Below are 20421 nucleotides of genomic sequence, written 5' to 3' on the forward strand. Positions count from 1 at the left end.
GCCGGCGGCAAGCGCATGCGGCCGTTGCTCACGGTCGCGTCGGCCAGGCTGTGCGGCTACGAAAGCGACGACGACCGCCATATAAAGCTCGCGACCTGCGTCGAGTTCATCCATTCGGCTACCCTCCTGCACGATGATGTCGTCGACGTCAGCGCGCTGCGGCGCGGCAAGCCGTCGGCCAATTCAGTGTGGGGCGACAAGGCCTCGGTGCTGGTGGGCGATTTCCTGTTTACGCGCTCCTTCGAGTTGATGGTCGATGTCGGCTCACTCGACATTCTGGGCGTGCTGTCGCGTGCCTCCTCGACCATTGCCGAAGGCGAGGTGCTGCAGCTCGTCAGCCAGCGCGACACCAGCACGCCCGAGGCGACCTACCTCGAAGTGATCAAGGCCAAGACCGCCAAGCTGTTCGCGGCAGCCGCCGAGGTCGGCGCCATGATCGCCAGCCGCAACGGACCGGAGCGCGTGGCGCTGGAAAGCTTCGGCATGAACCTCGGTATTGCCTTCCAGCTCGTCGACGATGCGCTGGATTACGTCGGCCGTCAGGCCGACCTTGGCAAGACCGTGGGCGACGACTTCCGCGAGGGCAAGATCACGCTCCCGGTCATCCTGGCCTTCCTGCGGGGCGGCGCGGTCGACCGTGAATTCTGGAAGCGGACCATCGAGAGGCTGGACCAGCGTGACGGCGACCTCGAACACGCCCAGGCGCTCATGGAGCGCCATCATTCGGTGGCCGACACGCTGGAGCGCGCTCGCCACTACGGCGCCATGGCGCGTGATGCGCTTGGCCTGTTCCCCGACACGCCGCTCAAGGCTGCGCTGCTCGAAGCCGTCGACTTCGCCATCGACCGGGCCCACTGATCCCTTCGAACGCGATGGCCGGCAAGCACGTTCTCGCCATCGACCAGGGCACCACCAGCACCCGTGCCATCGTCTTCGATGCGACGGGGCAGCCGGTGGCGACGGCGCAGAAGGAACTGCCACAGATCTTTCCAAAATCCGGTTGGGTCGAGCACGACGCTGAGGAGATCTGGGCGGCGACGGTGGAGGTCTGCCGCGGCGCGTTGGCCAAGGCGAAGCTGAAGCCCGCCGATCTCGCCGGCATCGGCATCACCAACCAGCGCGAGACGACGGTCGTCTGGGACCGCGCCACTGGCAAACCGATCCACAATGCCATCGTCTGGCAGGATCGCCGCACCGCCGAGCGCTGCGTCGAACTCAAGAAGGCGGGCCACGAGAAGAACTTTACGGATAAGACCGGCCTGCTGCTCGATCCTTATTTTTCGGGCACCAAGATCGAGTGGATATTGAAGCATGTCGCCGGTGCCCGCGCCGCAGCCGACAAGGGTGCGCTCGCTGCGGGGACTATCGAATGCTTCCTGCTGTGGCGGCTGACCGGCGGCAAAGTGCACGCAAGCGACGCCACCAACGCCAGCCGCACTCTGCTGCTCGATATCCGTAAGGGCGCCTGGGATCCCGAGCTGATGAAGTTGCTCGGCGTGCCGGCCTCGCTGCTGCCCCGCGTGGTCGATTGCTCGGGCGAGCTCGGCGTCACGACGGCCGACTTCCTCGGCGCGCCGGTCCCGGTCCTCGGCATGGCCGGCGACCAGCAGGCGGCGACCGTGGGCCAGGCCTGCATCAAGCCCGGCATGATCAAGGCGACCTACGGCACCGGCTGCTTCGCGCTGCTCAACACCGGCAGCATGGCTGTGCATTCGCGTCACCGCCTGCTCACCACCATCGCCTATCAGCTCGACGGCCGGCGCACCTATGCGCTGGAGGGCAGTATCTTCATCGCGGGCGCCGCTGTGCAGTGGCTGCGCGACGGCCTCGGCCTGATCGAAAAGTCGAGCGAGGTCGAGGCCCTGGCAGCAAAGGCGCGGGACGGCCACGGCGTCTACCTGGTGCCGGCATTCGTCGGCTTGGGCGCGCCGCACTGGGATCCCGATGCCCGGGGCGCGTTGCTGGGCCTCACGCGCGATTCCGGCCCGGCCGAGATTGCCGCCGCCACGCTCGACTCGGTCTGCTACCAGACCCGTGACCTCATCGATGCAATGAGAGGGGATGGCGCCCAGATCGATGAGCTGCGGGTCGACGGCGGCATGGTGGCCAACGACCTTTTGATGCAGCGGCTGGCCGATACCGTGGGCACGCCCGTCGAGCGCCCAAGGGTGACGGAAACCACGGCCTTGGGCGCCGCTTTCCTGGCCGGCCTGAAGGCCGGGCTGTGGCCCTCGCTGGAAGCGCTATCGGAGACCTGGGCGCTCGACCGGGCTTTCCAGCCGGCCGAGGGCGCCGCCTCGCGTGACCGCCGGTACGCCGGCTGGCAGGACGCGGTGCGGCGGGTGCGTACTTCCTGATTGCTGGAGCAGGGCGCTGCCTCTAGGTTGCGCCCGCCATGCGGACCCGTTCGAACCCTGTCTATTGCGGCATCGACACCATCGATCTCGCCCAGGCCACCAAGCTGATCCAGAGTATCGCTGGCGGGCCGAAACCGGCCGTCGGTGGCATCAAGCTCGGGCTGGAATTCTTCCTGGCGCATGGTGCGCCGGGCGTGCGCTACGCCTTCCCGACGCCGGTGCGGGCAACGGGCGTGGGCTTCTTCCTCGACCTCAAGCTGCACGACATTCCCAACACCGTGGCCGGCGGCATCCGCGCGGTGGTCGAGCTGGCGCCCACTTTCATCACGATTCACGCAAGCGGCGGGCGCGAGATGATGAAGGCGGCGGTGGAGGAGGCAGGCACCCAGGCCGCCAAGTTCAACGTCCCGCGGCCCAAGCTGCTGGGCGTCACCGTGTTGACCTCGCTCGACCGCTCCGATCTCGAGGCGACAGGCGTCAATGCCGATCCGTCGGACCAGGTGGTGCGGCTGGCGGCCCTCGCGCACGAAAGCGGCCTCGACGGCGTGATCTGCTCGCCGCTCGAGATCGCGGCGTTGCGCAAGCAATGCGGGCCGGATTTCGTCCTGATGGTGCCCGGCATCCGGCCTGTCGGCAGCGCCGCCAACGACCAGAAGCGGGCGATGACGCCGCGTCAGGCGGTCGACCTCGGCGCCACCAACCTGGTCGTCGGCCGGCCCATCTATCAGGCGGCCGACCCGCGCGCGGCGGCTGAAGCCATCGCGCGCGAGGCCGGCGTCAACGACCTATGAGCGTCGAGGCCAAAATTTGCGGCCTCTCGACACCTGAGACCGTGGATGCCGTGGTCCAGGGCGGTGCCCGCTGGATCGGCTTCGTCACCTATCCGCGCTCTCCGCGCCACATCTCGACCGACCTGCTGCGCGCCCTGGGCGAACGCGTGCCCAAGAGCGTCGGACGCGTAGGCCTGTTCGTCGATCCGGACGACGCGCTGCTCGACGAGCGACTGGCCACCGGTGCGATCGACATGTTGCAGCTTCAGGGGGCGGAGACGCCGGAGCGCGTAGCCGAGCTGAAGGCACGGACGGGCAAGCTGGTGATGAAGGTGATCAATGTCGCCACCCGCGAAGACGCCGAACGCGGCATCGCGGCCTATGCGCCGGTGGCCGACCGGCTGATGTTCGAACCGTCTGGTGGCGACCTGCCCGGCGGCAATGCCAAGGTCTTCGACTGGGCGATCCTGCGCGGCATCACCGTGCCGCTGCCCTGGGTCCTGGCCGGTGGCCTCACGCCCGACAACGTGGCCGAGGCGGTGCGCGTGACCGGAGCACGGACGGTCGATGTTTCTTCTGGCGTCGAGTCGAGCCGAGGTGTGAAATCGATCGAACTGATTCGTGCCTTCCTCGACCGGGTGAAGGCGCTTTGAGCGGATTTGAGAAGGGGATGGCATGAAGGTTGAGCAACGATTGAAGGAGCTTGGCATCGAGCTCACCAAGCCCACGACGCCGGTGGGTAGCTACGTGAACGCCGTGCGCACCGGCAACCTGCTCTATCTTGCCGGCAAAGGCCCGGGCCTTCCGGGCAAGCCGCTGCCCGTGGGCAAGCTCGGCCGCGACTTCTCGATCGATCAGGGCTACGGCTTCGCGCGCGACACCGGCCTCAGCATCCTCGCCGCCCTCAAGGAAGAACTGGGCGACCTCGACCGCGTGAAGCGCATCGTCAAGGTGCTGGGCATGGTCAATGCGACGTCGGAATACGGCAGCCAGCCGGAAGTGATCAACGGCTGTTCCGATCTCTTCGTCGAAGTGTTCGGCGAGCGTGGCCGCCACGCCCGCTCCGCCGTCGGCATGGGCTCGCTGCCGCGCGGCATCCCGGTCGAGATTGAGGTGATCGTCGAGATCGAGGATGTGCCGGCTCGTCGTGCTGTGGCCGCCAAGCCCGCCGCCAAGCGCAAGGTGGCGCCGAAGGCTAAGGCCAAAAAGAAGTCGGCCAAGAAAAAGAAGCGCTAGGGCTTTTGACCGACCCCTGTCGGGACTGCTAAGCCCGCCCGTCCCGACAGGAACCACGATGGCCAATTCACCCAACAGCTTCCGCACCGGCCCCGACGAGCGCGGGCATTTCGGCATTTTCGGCGGCCGCTACGTCGCCGAAACGCTGATGCCGCTGATCCTTGAGCTGGAGCAGGCCTATAACGCCGCCAAGGCCGACCCGGCGTTCCAGGACGAGCTCGACTACCTGTTGGAGCACTATGCCGGCCGGCCGAGCCCGCTCTACTACGCCAAGCGCCTGACCGAGCATCTGGGCGGCGCCAAGGTCTATCTCAAGCGCGACGAGCTGAACCACACCGGGAGCCACAAGATCAACAACGTGCTGGGCCAGGTCCTGATGGCCAAGCGCATGGGCAAGACGCGCGTCATTGCCGAGACCGGTGCGGGCCAGCATGGCGTAGCCACCGCGACGGCCTGCGCGCTTTTCGACATTCCCTGCGTCGTCTTCATGGGTTCGGTCGACGTCGAGCGCCAGGCGCCCAACGTGTTCCGCATGAAAATGCTGGGCGCCGAGGTGCGGCCCGTGACGGCGGGCTCCTCGACCCTGAAGGACGCGATGAACGAGGCGCTGCGCGACTGGGTCGCGACCTGCGAGAACACCTTCTACTGCATCGGCACGGTGGCCGGCCCGCACCCCTATCCGGCGATGGTGCGCGACTTCCAATGCGTCATCGGCAACGAGGTACGCGTCCAGATGATGAAAGCCGAAGGTCGGCTGCCCGATACGCTGGTCGCCTGCATCGGCGGCGGCTCCAACGCCATGGGCCTGTTCCATCCCTTCCTCGACGACAAGGGCGTGCGCATTGTCGGCGTCGAGGCGGCGGGACATGGAATCGAGAGCGGCGAGCATGCCGCGTCGCTCACCGGTGGTCGTCCCGGGGTGCTGCACGGCAACCGCACCTATCTCTTGCAGGACAAGGAAGGCCAGATCACCGAGGCCCACTCGATCTCGGCCGGTCTCGACTATCCCGGCATCGGCCCCGAGCATTCGTGGCTGAAGGAAATGGGGCGCGTCGAATACGTGTCAGCAACCGACGATGAGGCGCTCGAGGCGTTCCAGCTGCTCTGCAAGCTCGAAGGCATTATTCCGGCGCTCGAATCCTCGCATGCGCTGGCGCATGTGATGCAGCTCGCGCCTAAGCTGCCCAAGGACAATCTGCTGGTGATGAACCTCTCCGGTCGCGGCGACAAGGACGTGCCGCAGGTGGCGGCGCGCATGGGAATGAAGATCGCATCATGAGCCGCATCGCCAAGCGCTTCGCCCAGCTCAAGGCCGACAAGCGCGCCGGGCTCGTGACCTATATCACGGCAGGCGACCCCGACACCGACATCAGCTATCAGATACTCAAGGGCCTGCCCGCTGCCGGTGCCGACCTCATCGAGCTCGGCATGCCCTTCACCGATCCGATGGCCGATGGTCCCTCGATCCAGCTCGCCGGCCAGCGCGCGCTCAAGGCCGGTATCTCGGTCGACAAGACCCTCGACATGGTGAAGCGCTTCCGCAAGGAGACCGGCGACAACGACACGCCGATCCTGCTGATGGGCTACTACAATCTCATCTACCAGCGCGGCGCAGAGAAATTCTGCAAGGACGCCGCCGCCGCCGGCGTCGACGGCTTCATCCTGGTCGACCTGCCGCCGGAAGAAGCCGACGAACTCAAGCCCTTTGCCGTCACCGCAGGCCTCGACACCGTGCTGCTGACCGCGCCCACCACCGACGACAAGCGTCTGCCGGCGGTGCTGAAGTATTCCTCGGGCTTCGTCTATTTCGTCTCGGTGCTCGGCATCACCGGCACGAGCTCGGCGAGCGAGGAGGCGGTGCGTACCCATGTCGAACGCATCCGCCGCCATACCAAGCTGCCGGTGGGCGTGGGCTTCGGCATCCGCACGCCCGACCAGGCCGCCGCCGTGGCCCGCCACGCCGATGCCGCGGTCGTGGGTTCGGCCATCGTCGAGCGCGTCAAGGCGGGTCTCGACGATCAGGGCAAGCCCAAGCCGGATCTCGTGCCCGGCGTCTTCGCCTATATCCGGGCGCTGGCCGACGGCGTCCGAGGCGTGCGCAAGGCTTAGGCCTTCACCTCTTCCTCGTCGTCGTCGAACAGCAGGTCGGCCACGAAGGAGTTGGTCTTGCGCTCCCAGCCGAAGGTCGAGGTCTGGCCGTGGCCGGGCACAAAGGTGATGTCGTCCCCCAGCGGCCATAGCCTCTTGCGGATCGAATTCAGGAGTTGTTCGTGATTGCCGCGCGGAAAGTCGGTGCGGCCGATCGAGCCGCGGAACAGCACATCACCCACGAAGGCGACCTTGGCTGGACGGTTCACGAACACGACGTGGCCGGGCGTATGGCCGGGACAATGCACGACGTCGAACGAGAGGTTGCCCAGGCTCACCGTCTCGCCGCCCGTGAGCCAGCGGTCGGGGACGAACGGCTTGTAGACCGGAAAGTTGTATTTGCGGCCCGAGTCCGGCAGCCCCTCGATCAGGAACAGGTCGTCCTCGTGCGGGCCCTCGATCTTGACGCCGTAGTGCTCGGCCATGGTGCCGGCCGCAGAGGCGTGGTCGACATGACCGTGGGTCAGCAGGACCTTGGTGATCTTGATGCCCTGCTCGGCGATCGCCTGTTTCAGCATGTCGAAATCGCCGCCCGGATCCACGGCGGCGCCCTCCATGGTGTCGGTGCACCAGACGAGGGAGCAGTTTTGCTGGAACGGCGTGACAGGGGCGATCATGACCTTGAGCATGTTTCCGATCTAATGCCTCCCGCGCGGCAACGGAAGGGCGTATGCTGAAGGTCCCTCATGCGCCGGCAGCAATGAACCTGCGTCTTTTGTTTTGCATCCTGGGCTTCCTCGGCCCTTGTGTGGCCTCCGCCCGGGCCCAGATGGCCCCCGTGGCCTCCCCGTCCGGGCCCGTCATGGCCGGCCCCTATGTGGTGGTCGATGCCGCTACCGGCGAGACCCTGCTCGAGCGCGACGCCGGCGCTTTCTGGTATCCGGCCTCTCTCACCAAGATGATGACGATCTATATCGTCTTCGAGGAACTGAAGGCTGGGCGCCTGACCCTGTCCTCGCCGGTGCCGTTCTCGCAGAACGCCAATGCCAAGCCGGCATCGAAGCTCGGCGTCGCGCCGGGTGGATCGATCACGGTGGAGCAGGCGCTCCAGGCCCTGGTGGCGCGTTCGGCCAACGATGTCGCCACCGCAGTCGGCGAGCGGATTTCGGGGACGGAGGCCGCATTCGCCCATCGCATGACCGAGACGGCGGCTCGGCTCGGCATGACCGCCACCCAGTTTCGCAACGCCAACGGCCTGCCCGATGCCGGCCAGATCACGACGGCGCGCGATCTCGCCCTGCTCGGCGTCGCGCTGGTCAAGGAGTTCCCGCAATACTACGGCTACTTTCGCACTCAGGATTTCATGTTCGGCAAACAGAAGATCGGGCCGGGCATCAAGTTCCTCGATCTCTACGCGCCCTATGCCGACGGACTGAAGACCGGGTTCATCTGCGCCTCCGGGTTCAACATCGTGGGCAGCGCGGTCCGTGACGGGCGGCGGCTGGTTGCTGTGGCGCTGGGCTTCAAGCGCGCCGACCTGCGCGACGAATTCATCATCCGCCTGCTCGACGAGGCCTTCCTGCTCAAGACCGGCGGTAACCGACCGAAAATCTGGCAGCTTCGCAACGGCGGCAACGGTCCGGCGACCGTGCTGCCCTATGGCGAGTGCGGCACCATCCGTTACGACATGCCGGGCGAGGCGGCCTGGCTCGGCACCTACGGCGACTGGCGCACGGCGCGCACGACCTTCGACAAGGGCCAGGCCCAGCTCGCCACGCTGGGCTTCTCGCGGCTGGGCAAGGAATGGATCCTGCCGGTCAAGTCGGGCGAGGCTACCCGTCAGGCCGCCATCATCGCCGACCTCGAGCCCGGGGCGGCGCAGAAGCTCTGTGACGACTACAAGGCGCGGAAACTGTTCTGCGAAGTGAAGAAACCCACCGATTTTGCGCCGCCTTTCAGCGGTTTCTGGCGCTGAGCCTGTTTCCCATGATCTTGGCCCGTCCCGCCTTTCGTGCGATACCGCCGCCATGAACTGGCTGACCAATTTCGTCCGGCCCAAGCTGCGCGCGCTGGTCGCCCGCAAGGAAGCGCCCGAGAACCTCTGGCTGAAGTGCCCGAAGTGCGAACAGATGCTGTTCATGCGCGATTGGGAGGCCAACCAGGAGGTCTGCAACCACTGCGGTCACCACATGCGGCTGCGACCTCTCAAGCGCCTGCCGTACCTTTTTGACGAAGGCCGCTACGAGTTGCACCCCCTGCCGCGCGTCACCGCGGATCCGCTCAAGTTTCGCGACACCAAGCGCTATGACGCCCGCCTGAAGGAGGCCCAGGCCAAGGCCCAGGGCACCACCGATGCCTTGGTGGTGTCGAGCGGCCCGATGGGCGGTCGCATCGCCATCGTGGCGCTGCTTGATTTCGGCTTCATGGGCGGCTCGATGGGCACCGCGGTGGGCGAGGGGCTGGTGATGGCCGCTGACCTCGCCGTGGCGCGCAAGGCGCCGCTGATCGTGTTCTCGGCTTCGGGCGGCGCTCGCATGCAGGAAGGCATCCTGTCGCTGATGCAGCTCACCCGCACCACCATCGCCGTGCGCAAGGTGAAGGAGGCGGGGCTGCCCTACATCGTCGTCCTGACCGACCCGACCACGGGCGGCGTGTCGGCATCCTTTGCGATGCTGGGTGACGTCCATATCGCCGAGCCCGACGCTATCATCGGCTTTGCCGGTCCGCGCGTGATCCAGGACACGATCCGCCAGGAACTGCCGGCCGGCTTCCAGCGCTCCGAATATCTGCTCGAGCACGGCATGGTCGATGCCGTGGTGCACCGGCACAAGCTGCGCGAGACGCTGATCCGGCTGACCTCGCTGTTCATGGACCCCGTCGCCTCGGAAGGCCGCGGCTTGGCAGTTGCCGTTCGCTGACTTCCCCGTGAGCGACGCCATCGTCCAGCGCCTTATGAGCCTCCACCCGAGGATCATTACCCTTGGGCTGGAGCGCATCGAACACCTGCTGAAGGCGCTGGGCTCGCCGGAGAAGAAGCTGCCGCCCCTGGTCCATGTCGCCGGCACCAACGGCAAGGGTTCGCTGGTTGCTTACTTGCGCGCGATGGCCGAGGCGGCAGGCTATCGCGTCCACGTCTACACCTCGCCGCATCTTGTCCACTTCAACGAGCGCATCAGGATCGCCGGCCGCCTGATCGAGGACGGCGAGCTCGACGAGATGCTGACCGAATGCGAGGCGGCGAACGGCGACACGCCAATCTCCTTCTTCGACATCACAACAGCGCTGGCCTTCCACGCTTTCTCGCGCGTGCCGGCCGACCTGGGCATCATCGAAGTCGGCATGGGTGGCCGCTACGACAGCACCAACGTGATCGAGCCCGCGCTCTCGGCCATCACACCGATCGGCTACGACCACACGGGTTTCCTGGGCGACAAGCTCGAAGGTATCGCAGGCGAAAAGGCGGGCATCATCAAGCGTGCCGTGCCCGCTGTGATCGGCCGCCAGCGCAACGTGAGCGCGGCGGTAATCGAGGCCGAGGCGGCCAAGCTCGCGGCGCCGCTGTTCCGCATGGGCCGCGAGTGGCAAGTCACCCCGACCGCGGCGGGCTTTCGCTACGACAGCGATCTGATGAGTCTCGACCTGCCGGCGCCGGCACTGGCGGGCGCCCACCAGCTCGACAATGCCGCCACCGCTGTGGCCTGCATCGAACGCCTGCGTGCGGCGAGGTTCGCCATCGACGAGAAGGCGATCCGCACCGGGCTGAGATCGGTCGAGTGGCCAGCCAGGCTGCAGCGACTCACCCGGGGACCGCTGGTCGAGGCGCTGCCACCGGGGTGCGAGCTGTGGCTTGACGGTGGTCACAACGAGGATTGCGGCCTGGCGCTGGGGCGCATGGCCAGCGACTGGGCCAGGGAGCCGGCGCCGCTGCCGCTCTACCTGGTGTTTGCCATGCAGACGACCAAGGATGCGTCAGGCTTCCTGCGGCCGCTCAGCCGCCATGCCCTCGCCGCCCGGGCCGTGCCCTTCCCGGAGGGCCACGCCGCCTATACGCCGGTCCAGGCCTGCGCCAAGGCCGCCGAAGTCGGCCTCGATTGCGTGCCCGTGAACGACATCGGCGCGGCGCTGGAGGACCTGTTGGCCACCCAGCCCGCGCCGATGCGCATTCTCATTTGCGGCTCGCTCTACCTCGCGGGCGCCGTATTGGCCCGCAACGGCTGAGCGTCGCCCCTATGATTTGGGGTTAGACGACGGTGTTGATCCAGCTCACCAGCTTCTGCTTGGGCTCGGCGCCGATCTTGGTCGCGGCGACCTGGCCGTTCTTGAACAGCAGCAGGGTCGGGATCGATCGCACGCCGTAGCGCGTCGGCACCATCGGGTTCTCGTCGATGTTGACCTTCACCACCTTGAGCTTGCCGTCCATGTCCTTGGCGATGTCTTCCAGCGACGGGCCGATCATGCGGCAGGGGCCGCACCATTCGGCCCAGAAGTCGACCAGGACGGGCGTGTCCGACTTCAGGACTTCCTGCTCGAAGGAGGCATCGGTTGCTTTGATGGTCATGGTGGGTTCTCCCAAAAACAATACAGGCCGGTCGAATGGACCGGCGCCGCCCTTGCCAAGAAGCTAGGAACCGGAACCCCGCGAGTCAAGGTGTGGCGGCATAAGGCATTGATTTATCTAGTATTTTTCCATCGATCTCCATCAGCCTGGGAGCTGCTGTCCACAGCAGGAAAGCTCGCACCGAGCGGCCGGGATAGATCGCCTGGAGAAGGCTGCGATAGAGCGCGAGCTGGCGACGGTAGGCGAGGGCCACGCCGTCGGCCGAGTCCGGTGGCGGCCGGTTGGTCTTGTAGTCGACGATCAGCACTTCGCCCGCGGTGACGGCCAGCCGGTCGACCTGGCCGCTGACCGTGAAGGTGCCGCGCGGTGTCTGCACGGTTCCGATCAGCGGCACCTCCGCGCGTGAGCCCTTGGCGAACAGCGCGGCATGGGCGGGGGCCTCGGTCACGGCGAGTGCCTCGTCGGCCCAGTGCTCGACCTCGTCGGCTGTCAAACCATGCGCCGGCTGGGCGAGGAAGCGCTGCGCCACGGCGGGACGCTCGGCCGGTGCAACGGCAGGCAAATGGCGCAGCAATTCGTGCAGCAATAGGCCGCGCTGCCAGCGCTTGGCATCGTCAGCCGCGAGCGGACTATAGGAGCGCGGTTGGGCTGCTGCCTCGTCGGGCAGTGGTTGCGACGGGGCGAGCGGCGTCGGCGGATCAGGCTCGCCGGGCGCGGGCTTGTCCCACCACCCCGGCAGCTTGTTTTCCGTGGGCATTTCCAGTTCTGTCTGCCGGGGCAGGGCGATCTCTCCCGGGCCGACCAGTTCGAAGCCAGGGCCCGACCAGCCATCGCGGACCAGATCCTTCGCAAAGTCGAAGTCGCGCCCAACGGCGCGCAGCCGCTGCGGGCCGTAGGCCGGCAGCGTGGTGTCGACGCTCGATCTCAGGCCTGCTTCGATGCGCTCGTACCAGCAGCCCGCATCCTGCTTCTTCGCGCCGGTCCATCCGCCGACATAGAGGCGGTCCTCGGCGCGCGTCATCGCGACGTAGAGCAGGCGATTCTGCTCCTCGAGTGCCCGGGCTTTGGCACGATCACGCCAAGCGCGGGCCCGCTCGTTGGCATCATTGGCGCGCGGCAGCCAGAGTCGCGCCTCGCCGTCGTCGGCGACCAGCAGGCGCTCGTGACCGGCCGGCACGCGCGTCGTGTCCGGCATGTAAACGACCGGAGCCTGCAGGCCCTTGGCAGCATGCACCGTCAGGATGCGTACCTCCCGTCTCCGGTTCTGGTCGAGGTCGCGCTTGATCTCGGCGCCGCCTGCCTCGAACCAGCGCAGGAAGCCCTGCAGCGAACCCGGCTCGGTCTGCTGGTACTGCAGCGCGCGCGACAACAACTCGTCGATGGGATCGCCGGCTTCGCGACCCAGCCGCTCCAGCAGGCGCATGCGGCCGCCCTCCGGTCCCAGGGCCTCGGCGAAGAAGTCGAAGGGCGTGGTGAAGTCGGCGCGGGCAAGCCAGGCCGAGAGGCGGGCGTGGGCAAAGCCAAAGCGTGGATCGTCCGAACGGGAACGCAAGGTCCGCCATAGATGGCCCTTGCGATCGTAAGCCAGGGCGAACAGCGCTTCCTCATCGAGGCCGACCAGTGGCGACTTGAGCAGGCAGGCGAGATTCAGGTCGTCTTGCGGCAGCAGTACGAAGCGCGCCAGCGCCAGCAGATCCTGGATCGCAAGCTCGCTTCCGAGATCGAGGCGATCGACGCCGGCGACGTCGATGCCTTCGCGCTTCAACTCGCGCACCAGCGCCGTCACCAGGGCATTGCGGCGACGCACCAGCACCATGAAGTGCCCGGCATTCAGCAATTCGCCGGTATTGGCGCGGCGCTCCGCGCCGATCAGGCTGTGCATGTGGGTGGCGATGAGACGGGCAAGCCGCTCGTGCGGCGCGCGGAGCGTGTCGGGCTTCGCTTGCAGATCGGTCGTGTCGGTTCCGCTCGCCTCGGCGGCCACGATCGGCCACAGCTCCACCCGGCCGGGCTGGCCGACTCTACTCGGCCGATGCCAGACCTCCTGCTCGGGGCCGGCGAGGCCCTTGGCGGCAGCCTCGGTGGCGAACACCCAGTCCACGGCGTCGAGGACCGCCGCGGTCGAACGGAAAGAGACGTTGAGATCGACGCGCTTCAGTCGCTTGGCGCTGTTGTCGCGGTGCCTCTCGCGGCTGCGGCCGGCGAACCAATCGTGCATCTCCGCGAGCTTGCGCGGATCGGCGCGCTGGAAACTGAAGATCGATTGCTTGGTGTCGCCGACGGCGAAGATCGTGCGGTTGCGCTCGTCGCCGCTGCCGGTGACGAAGAATTCCTCGGTGAGGCGGCGGATCACCTCCCACTGGTCCGGGTTGGTATCCTGCGCCTCGTCGACCAGCACGTGGTCGAGGCCGCCGTCCAGCTTGTAGAGCACCCAGGCGGCACTGCCTGCGCTTTCGAGCAGGCGGCGGGTCGCCACGATCAGGTCGTCGTAGTCGAGCGCGCCGCGTCGGCGCTTGGCGCGGCCATAGCGCTCGACGATGTCGAGGCCGAGCCGCAGTAGCGCCATCGTGCGCTCGACCAGCGCGGCTCCGTTGGCCCGGTCGAGGGCGGCGCGGATACGTTCGGCCTCGCCACGCAGCACGTCCGCCACATCCGGCATTTTCTTCTGCGCGGCCTTGGTGGCGAGGCGCGCCAGGATTTGGCCTTCCTTCGTGAAGAACGCCTTGCAGTAGTCGTCGAAGCGCCCATGCCGCGCCTCGGCGTCGTCCAACCACTCGAGGATGATGGTGCTACGCGTGGCGTCGGTTGGACTGCCGTGCGACAGGGCGGTTGCGGCCTCACGGACCAGCCGGACATCGAAAGCGGTGTCGAGGCAGGCGCTGGACAGAATCGCACCGGCGCTGTCCTCAGGGTCGCACCCGAGTTCCCCGGCGAGCCGCATGCGTTCGCGGGCAAGTCCCGCCTCGTCTGCAATGCGTGTCAGTAACCAAGCGCGCTCGCCCAGCAGCTTTTCCATCAGATCGGTGTATTCGGTGATGGAGACCTTGTTCGCCACGGTCGCCAGCGCATCGCGCAGGGCGAGTGGCGCATCGCGGCGCGCCAGGGCCTCCATCTGGTCGTTCTCGGCTTGCTTCAGCAGCGTCGCCGCCTCGCCGTCGTCGAGGACGTCGAAGCCCGGCGCCACGCCAGCCTCGAGCGGGAAGCGCTTGAGCAGGGCCTGGCAGAAGGCATGGATGGTCAGGATGTTGATGCCGCCCGGCGCATCGAGCACGCGAGCGAACAGCCGGTGCGCGACCAGCCGCTCGCCTTCTTCCGGCGGGCGGTCGATCAGCTCGGCGATTTCCTTGTCGAGCTGCGCATCGTCGGCCATCGCCCAGCGGCCGAGCTGGCCGGCCAGGCGGTTGCGCATTTCGGCGGCCGCGGCCTTGGTAAAGGTCAGGCAGAGGATGCGCTCCGGCTTCACGCCGTCCAGCAGCAGGCGCGTTACGCGGTCGGTCAGCACCTTGGTCTTGCCGGTGCCGGCATTGGCCTCGACCCAGGCGGAGTAGGCGGGTGCCGTGGCCTGGCGCTGGGCCACGGTCGCGAGACGGCGGGAGTCGAGCGCGTCGTTCATTCCTCGCCTCCGTCCGCCGTCGACCACTCGGCGACGCGTTCCAGATGCTCGTAATTGTTGAAGTGCGGGATGAACTCGGGCCAGGGCAGCGCCTGGTAGGGCGTCGCCGGGTTGGCAAAATGCGTCGCCATCTTGTCCACCAGTGCCAGCATCGCCGGGATCAACTCATCGCTGCCTTTCACTTCCTCGATCCTGCCGCCGTCGTCGAGGCCGTTGGCACGCCAGTAGGAGATGTGGACTTTCTCGGCCTTCTCCTCGATGTGCTCGAAGCCGCCGCGCTCGGCAATTGCGGCTTCGAGCAGGAGCTGCGGCGCGAACAATGCTTCCATCTCGCGGCGGGACGGCACCCGGCCCGTCTTGTAGTCGATGATTTCCAGGACGCCCTTCTCGATTTCGTCGATGCGGTCGGCCAGCGCGCGGACGGTGAGCGGCCGCGATCGTGGACCGACCTGGAGGGAGCCCCGGCGTTCGCTCGCGAGCAACTTCGTGCCGTTTGCGCGCCGCGCATTTTCGGTGGTGACGAACCATCGGGCGAGGCGTTGGAAGCGCGGCCACCAGAAGGCGCGTTCGGCCGGCGCGGTCAGCAGTTCGCCGAGATGCTGCTCGCCCGCCTCCTCGAAGCGCGCCACGGCGTCGGGCGGGAGCAGCCCCGAGGGATGCTCGAGCAGGAAGTGCTCCAATGTCTTGTGCAGGGCCGAGCCGCGATCGGCCGCCCCCAGCTCGGCCTCATGCGGATCGAGGCGCTCGAGGCGCAGGATGCGTTGCGCATAGAGGCCATACGGATCGCGCCGCCATTGCTCGATGCCGGTGACCGATAGTTCGGTCGGCCGAGCGGCGAGCGGCGGCGTCGGCTGCGGCCGCGACCAGGGCTTGTAGTCGGCCGGCCGGTCGATGGCCTCTGCCCAATCGACGTAGTGTCGGCCGCGCTGAATGTAGACCGGGGCGGGACCGCCCGGTTCGTAGCCGAGTAGCGCATCCAGCCGTGCCATCCAGCGCGACGGTACCGTGGGGGCCCCGCCCTCGCGCTCGGACCGCGTGATCAGCACGCGTTCGGCGGCAAGGGCGGAGACGAAATCGTGGGCTGACAGGCCGATCCGTCGCTCGGGCTGCGGCAGGCCGAGCGCCGCGCGCATCGGCCGGTTGACCCATGGGCCGGTCTCGACCGCGGGCGGCCAGATGCCTTCGTTCAATCCGCCCAACACCATCAGGTCGGCATGTTGCAGGCGCGCTTCGAGCGGGCCCAGGATCGAAAGCCGCGGATGGCGCCCGAAGCGCGGGCGGATGACCTCGCTCGCCAGCATCGTCTCCAGCAATGCCGGCCACTCGCCGCCGCCAATGGCGGGATGGCCGGCCCAGGCCCCGCGCAGCCGCGCAAGCGCGTCGGCCAACGCTTCTCCGGCATCGCCACGCCAAAGTGTTTCGGCCGACGCGATCATCTCGGCGACGGCGACGGCGGCATCGAGCAGGGCAGCCGGCGATGCCCCCTGATCCATCAGCGTGGCCAGTCCACCGACCCTGTCGCCGAGGCGGCGCACAAGGTCGGCGACCGACTCGCGGTCCGCTTCGTTGCCGAATTCTGCGTTGGCGATGCGTGCCTGAATCGCATTGAGGCCGGCGTCGGGCTTGAGGCCGCGCAGGCACTTGCGATCGAGCCGGCGGGCGGCATCGAGCAGCGCAGGCCGCTCCAGGCCGAGCAGGCAAAGCGGATGCTTGAGCAGGGCGAGCAGGTCGACCGGCGCGAAGCCGCCATCGACGGCTACGCAGATCAGCCGCAGCAGCGTAGCGGGCGGCGTGTCGGCAAGCGGTGCGCCGGCCGAGTCGTCGATCTCGACGTTCCAGCGGCGCAGCTCGGCCGCGACACGGCGCGCTAGCCCGCGGTCGGGCGTGACGAGAGCGGCAGTCTGGGCCGGCTTCTCCAGCACCTCGCGTAGCGCCAGCGCGATAACCAGGGCTTCATGCTGATGCGTGGCGCAATCGGCGCGCGAGACGTGCTCGAGGGCCAGCGGATCGGGCCGCGTCCAGGCCTCGCTGGTTTCCGCAGGTCGCATCAGTTCGGCGACCAGCTTGCGTCGCACGATGTTGCCGGGGCTCCCCGGCCATTCCAGCACGGCGGTGCGAGCGACCCCCAGTGCGCCAAGCAGCTCGCGCAGGCCGTACTGCGGGTGCGATGGGTCGAGGACGCCCCAGCTCGTCTCATCCATGTCGCGATCGAGGCCCGGCAGGACGATGGTCCCCTTGGGCAGGCCGGCGATGGCCATCAGCAGATCTCGTGTCGCCGGCTGCGAGCCGGTCGAGCCGGCCGCGATCACGGGTGTCGACGGCGGACGCTCGCGCCAGCGTGCAGCCTGACCGCGGATGGCGAGCGTGCGCCGCTCGATGGCGTCGATCTGCCCACGCTCCGCCAGCACGATGGGCCAAGCCTTGCCGACGATGCCGAGAAACTCGAGGGTGCGCTGCCAATGGGTGGCGAAATTGCCTTCGACCAGCCCTTCGAGCTGCTCGAAACTCACGCCCTCGATCGCCAGCTCGTCGAGCAGGCGGCCGAGTTCGCGCGCGAGCTTGAGCGCTTGCGCGGCGGATTGCGCGATCGGATGGCCCTGGTCGTCCTTAAAGGCGGCCACGAATTGCGCCAGCAACGCCTCGCGTTCCGTGGGATCGATGGTGGGCGGCAGGGCAAGGGCGCTGTCGTCACCCGGCGCCAGGTCCCATTCGCTGTCGTCGACATCGCCGAGCGGCGCCATGCGCGGCAGGATCGTGGGCTTGCCGTCGGACGCCCGCAGGAAGGCTTCGCGCAGCGCGCGCACCGAGCGCCGTGTCGGCACCAGGATCAGCACATCGGCGAGCGCGAGCGGATCGCCACCATGTTCGGCCAGCACGCCCTCAGCCAGCTCGTCGGCGAAGCGGCGGTCGATGCCGATGGTGAAGACGCCCTTCATCCCAGCACGCGTTCCGCGTCGGCGAGGGCTGCCGGCGTGCCGACATGGAGCCAGTCGCCGTCATGCACGAGGCCATAAAGTCGGCTGGCCGCCTCGGCCCGGTTCCACAGCTTCAGTAGTGAGAACGGCCCTTCCGAGGTGCCGTTGAACAGGCGTTGGTCGCAGACCGAGATGCTGGCGAAAAGATACGGCGCCGTCTCGGCGTTGCCGCGATGGCGGGCATGGCCGTCAGGCTCCAAGTAGTAGTCGCCGCGGTCTTTCTCCTCGCGGCCGATCGCGGTGGCCAGCGGATGCAGCAGCAGCAGCGCATCCATCCGTTTGGGATCCCACATGGCCTGCAGGCGGCCCAGCATCGATTCCGGCCCGTCGCGCCACAGGCCATCGCCGTTCAGCACGAAGAAAGGCCCGTTGCCGAGCAGCGGCAGGGCGTTGCGGACGCTGCCGCCGGTCTCCAGCAGATGGTCCTCGCGGATGATGCGCGCGCGGCCCTGCAGGCGGTCGGCGATCTGGCTGCCGAGATGATGCACGTTGACCACGATGTTCTGCGCGCCGTGCCGCTGCAGGCGGTCCATCGTGCGCTCCAGCATCGAGCGGCCGGCCACGGGGATCAGCGGCTTGGGCGTGTGGTCGGTCAGCGGCCGCATGCGCTCGCCGCGGCCGGCCGCCAGGATCATCGCGGTGCGGATCATGGGGCACCCCAGCTCATGAGTCACCAATGCGCCGCAGCGGCGGCGGCAGCAAGCGGTCGACCCAGGCGCGCAGCGGCGCCAGCGCGTCGTGCTGCAGGGCGCGTTCGAACATGCGCCAGACGCGCGGCAGGTGCGGCAGGTAGTCGGGTTTGCCGTCGCGCTCCAGCAGCCTGACGAACAGGCCGATGATGCGGGCATGGCGCTGCGCCGCCATCAGGGCGAAGCCGGTGCGGAAGCCCGACGGATCGGCGAGCGCCGTTTCATCCATGTAGCGTTTCAGGCAGGCGGCATGCACGGCGGGCGGCACGTCGCGGCGCGCGTCCTCGATCAGCGACACCAGATCGTAGGAGGGATGGCCGCGCTGGGCGTCCTGGAAGTCGAGGAGGCCGCAGGCCTTTACGCCAGGGCGCGCCGGCAGCCACAGCAGGTTGTCCTTGTGATAGTCGCGCAGCAGCAGGGCATCGGGCGCCGGGGGCAGCGCGGCGAGGCATTCCTGCCAGGCGGCGATGTAGCGGGTGGTCTCTTCCGGTGGCGTCGGCCTACCGGTCGCAGCCGGCAGGTACCATTCCGGCAGCAGCATCGCCGCCTCGATCAGCGCGTCACCCGCATAGGCGCCGAGCCCCGGCAGGACGGCCCGGTCGCCGGCTTGGTAGAGTTGCACCAGCACGTCAGTGGCACGGGCATAGAGCTCGCCCTCGTCGCCGCCTGCCGCCAGCACGCGGGCATAGGTGTCGTCGCCCAGGTCCTCCAGCAGCAGGAAGCCGTGCTCTGGGTCTTCGGCCAGGATCTGGGGGGCGCTGAGGCCAAGCGCGATCAAGTGCCGGCCGATGCGCACGAAGGGCCGCACGTCCTCCTGCGGCGGTGGCGCGTCCATGACGACCGCGGATCCGCGTGGCCGGTTCAGCCTGAAGTATTTCCGGAACGAGGCGTCGCCGGCCAGCAGGCGCTCGCCCGCATCGCCCCAGCCGGCGCCGCGCACGAATTCGGCGCGCCGCAGATCGCGTTCAGATTTCGCCAAGACGGGCTTCTCCCTCCAGGGTGGCGCGCCGTCCCTCACCTTCGATGGAGAGCGTCACCGTAAGTCGTTCGTGCGGCAGCAGAGGGCCCAGCCGTTCCGCCCATTCGACCAGGGCGATGCCGTCGGTGCGCGCCTCTTCCCAGCCCAGTTCGAAGACCTGCTCGGGCTCTTCCATCCGGTAGAGGTCGAAGTGCCAGAAGGCGCCCCTCGGCGTGTCGTACACCTCGACCAGGGTGAAGGTCGGGCTCGGCACGATCAGCGCCGGTTCGCCCGAGGCCGCCCGCAGGATGGCGCGGGCAAGCGTGGTTTTGCCGGCGCCGAGACCGCCCACCAGCGCCACGACATCGCGCGGCCGCAGGCGTTCGGCGAGCGCCGCGCCCAGCCGCTCGGTGGCGGCCTCGTCTGGAAGGGACAAAGAAAAAGTCGGCATCTTTCGATGCCGACTTTTAGCATGGTCGCGGCTGTGGGCGGTTAGTAGCGGTAGAGGTCGCCCTTGAACGGGCCGGCCTCGGGCACGCCGATGTACTTGGCCTGGTCGGGCCGGAGCTTGGTCAGCTTGGCGCCGACCTTCTCGAGGTGGAGCGCCGCGACCTTCTCGTCGAGGAACTTGGGCAGCGTGTAGACCTGCTTCTCGTACTTGCCGGGGTTGGTCCAGAGCTCGATCTGCGCCAGCGTCTGGTTCGAGAACGAGGCCGACATCACGAAGCTCGGGTGGCCGGTGGCGTTGCCGAGGTTCACCAGGCGGCCTTCCGACAGCACGATGATGCGCTTGCCGTCGGGGAACTCGACCTCGTCGACCTGCGGCTTCACGTTGTGCCACTTGAAGTTCCGGAGATTCGAAATCTGGATCTCGGAGTCGAAGTGGCCGATGTTGCAGATGATGGCGCGGTGCTTCATCGCCTTCATGTGGTCGAGCGTCAGCACGTCGACGTTGCCGGTGGCGGTGACGAAGATGTCGGCGCGCGGTGCGGCGTCTTCCATGGTCACGACCTCGTAGCCCTCCATCGCCGCCTGCAGAGCGCAGATCGGATCGACTTCGGAGACCATGACGCGGCAGCCGGCCTGGCGCAGCGAGGCGGCCGAGCCCTTGCCGACGTCGCCGAAGCCCGCGACCATCGCCACCTTGCCCGACATCATCACGTCGGTGCCGCGGCGG

General features: G+C 67.8%; 18 protein-coding genes. 10 read left to right on the forward strand and 8 right to left on the reverse strand.

The window, feature by feature from the left end:
* The 7 genes from EPO55_RS13955 to trpA form a co-directional block, all read left to right on the forward strand.
* On the forward strand, positions 1-858 hold an 858-nt coding region (locus EPO55_RS13955), incomplete at its 5' end, for a polyprenyl synthetase family protein (protein WP_296337499.1).
* A gap of 14 nt (positions 859-872) precedes the next feature.
* Positions 873-2357 carry a glycerol kinase GlpK gene (glpK, locus tag EPO55_RS13960; RefSeq protein WP_296337500.1) on the forward strand — a complete coding sequence of 495 codons (1485 nt, stop codon included), beginning with the start codon at positions 873-875 and terminating at the stop codon, positions 2355-2357.
* Between the two features lie 38 nt (positions 2358-2395).
* Positions 2396-3148, forward strand: a complete 753-nt coding sequence (gene pyrF, locus EPO55_RS13965) for an orotidine-5'-phosphate decarboxylase (RefSeq protein ID WP_296337501.1) — start codon at positions 2396-2398, stop codon at positions 3146-3148.
* Positions 3145-3780, forward strand: coding sequence for a phosphoribosylanthranilate isomerase (locus EPO55_RS13970; RefSeq protein WP_296337502.1), 636 nt, complete (start codon positions 3145-3147; stop codon positions 3778-3780). Before pyrF ends, EPO55_RS13970 begins: the two co-directional genes overlap by 4 nt.
* Before the next feature lie 22 nt (positions 3781-3802).
* Positions 3803-4363 carry a RidA family protein gene (locus tag EPO55_RS13975; RefSeq protein ID WP_363719095.1) on the forward strand — a complete coding sequence of 187 codons (561 nt, stop codon included), beginning with the start codon at positions 3803-3805 and terminating at the stop codon, positions 4361-4363.
* A 58-nt stretch (positions 4364-4421) separates the two neighbouring features.
* Positions 4422-5642, forward strand: coding sequence for a tryptophan synthase subunit beta (gene trpB / locus EPO55_RS13980; protein ID WP_296337503.1), 1221 nt, complete (start codon positions 4422-4424; stop codon positions 5640-5642).
* On the forward strand, positions 5636-6472 hold the full coding sequence (gene trpA, locus EPO55_RS13985; RefSeq protein ID WP_296337518.1) for a tryptophan synthase subunit alpha: 837 nt from the start codon (positions 5636-5638) through the stop codon (positions 6470-6472). Before trpB ends, trpA begins: the two co-directional genes overlap by 7 nt.
* Here trpA and EPO55_RS13990 read toward each other — a convergent pair.
* Positions 6469-7140, reverse strand: a complete 672-nt coding sequence (locus EPO55_RS13990) for an MBL fold metallo-hydrolase (protein ID WP_296337504.1) — start codon at positions 7138-7140, stop codon at positions 6469-6471. The genes trpA and EPO55_RS13990 overlap by 4 nt on opposite strands.
* A gap of 149 nt (positions 7141-7289) precedes the next feature.
* Between EPO55_RS13990 and EPO55_RS13995 the strand changes: the two genes are divergently transcribed.
* Genes EPO55_RS13995 through EPO55_RS14005 form a run of 3 tightly spaced genes read left to right on the forward strand, consistent with a single transcriptional unit; the run spans position 7290 to position 10669 of the window.
* Positions 7290-8426: a D-alanyl-D-alanine carboxypeptidase family protein gene (locus tag EPO55_RS13995; protein WP_296337505.1), complete on the forward strand. Its 1137-nt coding sequence runs from the start codon at positions 7290-7292 to the stop codon at positions 8424-8426.
* 52 nt (positions 8427-8478) lie between these two features.
* Positions 8479-9369 (forward strand): acetyl-CoA carboxylase, carboxyltransferase subunit beta, encoded by an 891-nt coding sequence (accD, locus tag EPO55_RS14000; protein WP_296337507.1) that lies wholly within the window; start codon positions 8479-8481, stop codon positions 9367-9369.
* 7 nt (positions 9370-9376) lie between these two features.
* Positions 9377-10669, forward strand: coding sequence for a folylpolyglutamate synthase/dihydrofolate synthase family protein (locus tag EPO55_RS14005; RefSeq protein ID WP_296337508.1), 1293 nt, complete (start codon positions 9377-9379; stop codon positions 10667-10669).
* Positions 10670-10691: 22 nt separating this feature from the next.
* Here the strand turns inward: EPO55_RS14005 and trxA are convergent, their stop codons facing one another.
* The 7 genes from trxA to EPO55_RS14040 form a co-directional block, all read right to left on the reverse strand.
* Positions 10692-11009, reverse strand: a complete 318-nt coding sequence (gene trxA, locus EPO55_RS14010) for a thioredoxin (protein ID WP_296337510.1) — start codon at positions 11007-11009, stop codon at positions 10692-10694.
* Between the two features lie 85 nt (positions 11010-11094).
* Positions 11095-14622 carry a double-strand break repair helicase AddA gene (gene addA / locus EPO55_RS14015; RefSeq protein ID WP_296337511.1) on the reverse strand — a complete coding sequence of 1176 codons (3528 nt, stop codon included), beginning with the start codon at positions 14620-14622 and terminating at the stop codon, positions 11095-11097.
* A complete protein-coding gene (gene addB / locus EPO55_RS14020) occupies positions 14619-17558 on the reverse strand; it encodes a double-strand break repair protein AddB (RefSeq protein ID WP_296337512.1) in 2940 nt (979 codons plus the stop codon). Before addB ends, addA begins: the two co-directional genes overlap by 4 nt.
* A complete protein-coding gene (locus EPO55_RS14025) occupies positions 17555-18247 on the reverse strand; it encodes a nucleotidyltransferase family protein (RefSeq protein ID WP_296337513.1) in 693 nt (230 codons plus the stop codon). Before EPO55_RS14025 ends, addB begins: the two co-directional genes overlap by 4 nt.
* Before the next feature lie 13 nt (positions 18248-18260).
* The gene (locus EPO55_RS14030) at positions 18261-19265 is read right to left on the reverse strand and encodes a phosphotransferase (protein ID WP_296337514.1); all 1005 of its coding nucleotides are present in this window, start codon (positions 19263-19265) and stop codon (positions 18261-18263) included.
* Entirely contained in the window at positions 19252-19680 is a 429-nt protein-coding gene (gene tsaE / locus EPO55_RS14035) for a tRNA (adenosine(37)-N6)-threonylcarbamoyltransferase complex ATPase subunit type 1 TsaE (RefSeq protein WP_296337516.1), read from the reverse strand. Before tsaE ends, EPO55_RS14030 begins: the two co-directional genes overlap by 14 nt.
* Before the next feature lie 56 nt (positions 19681-19736).
* A partial coding sequence (locus tag EPO55_RS14040; RefSeq protein WP_296337517.1) for an adenosylhomocysteinase occupies positions 19737-20421 on the reverse strand: 685 nt, incomplete at its 5' end.

Source organism: Reyranella sp., from assembly GCF_004296935.1.
Lineage (GTDB): Bacteria > Pseudomonadota > Alphaproteobacteria > Reyranellales > Reyranellaceae > Reyranella.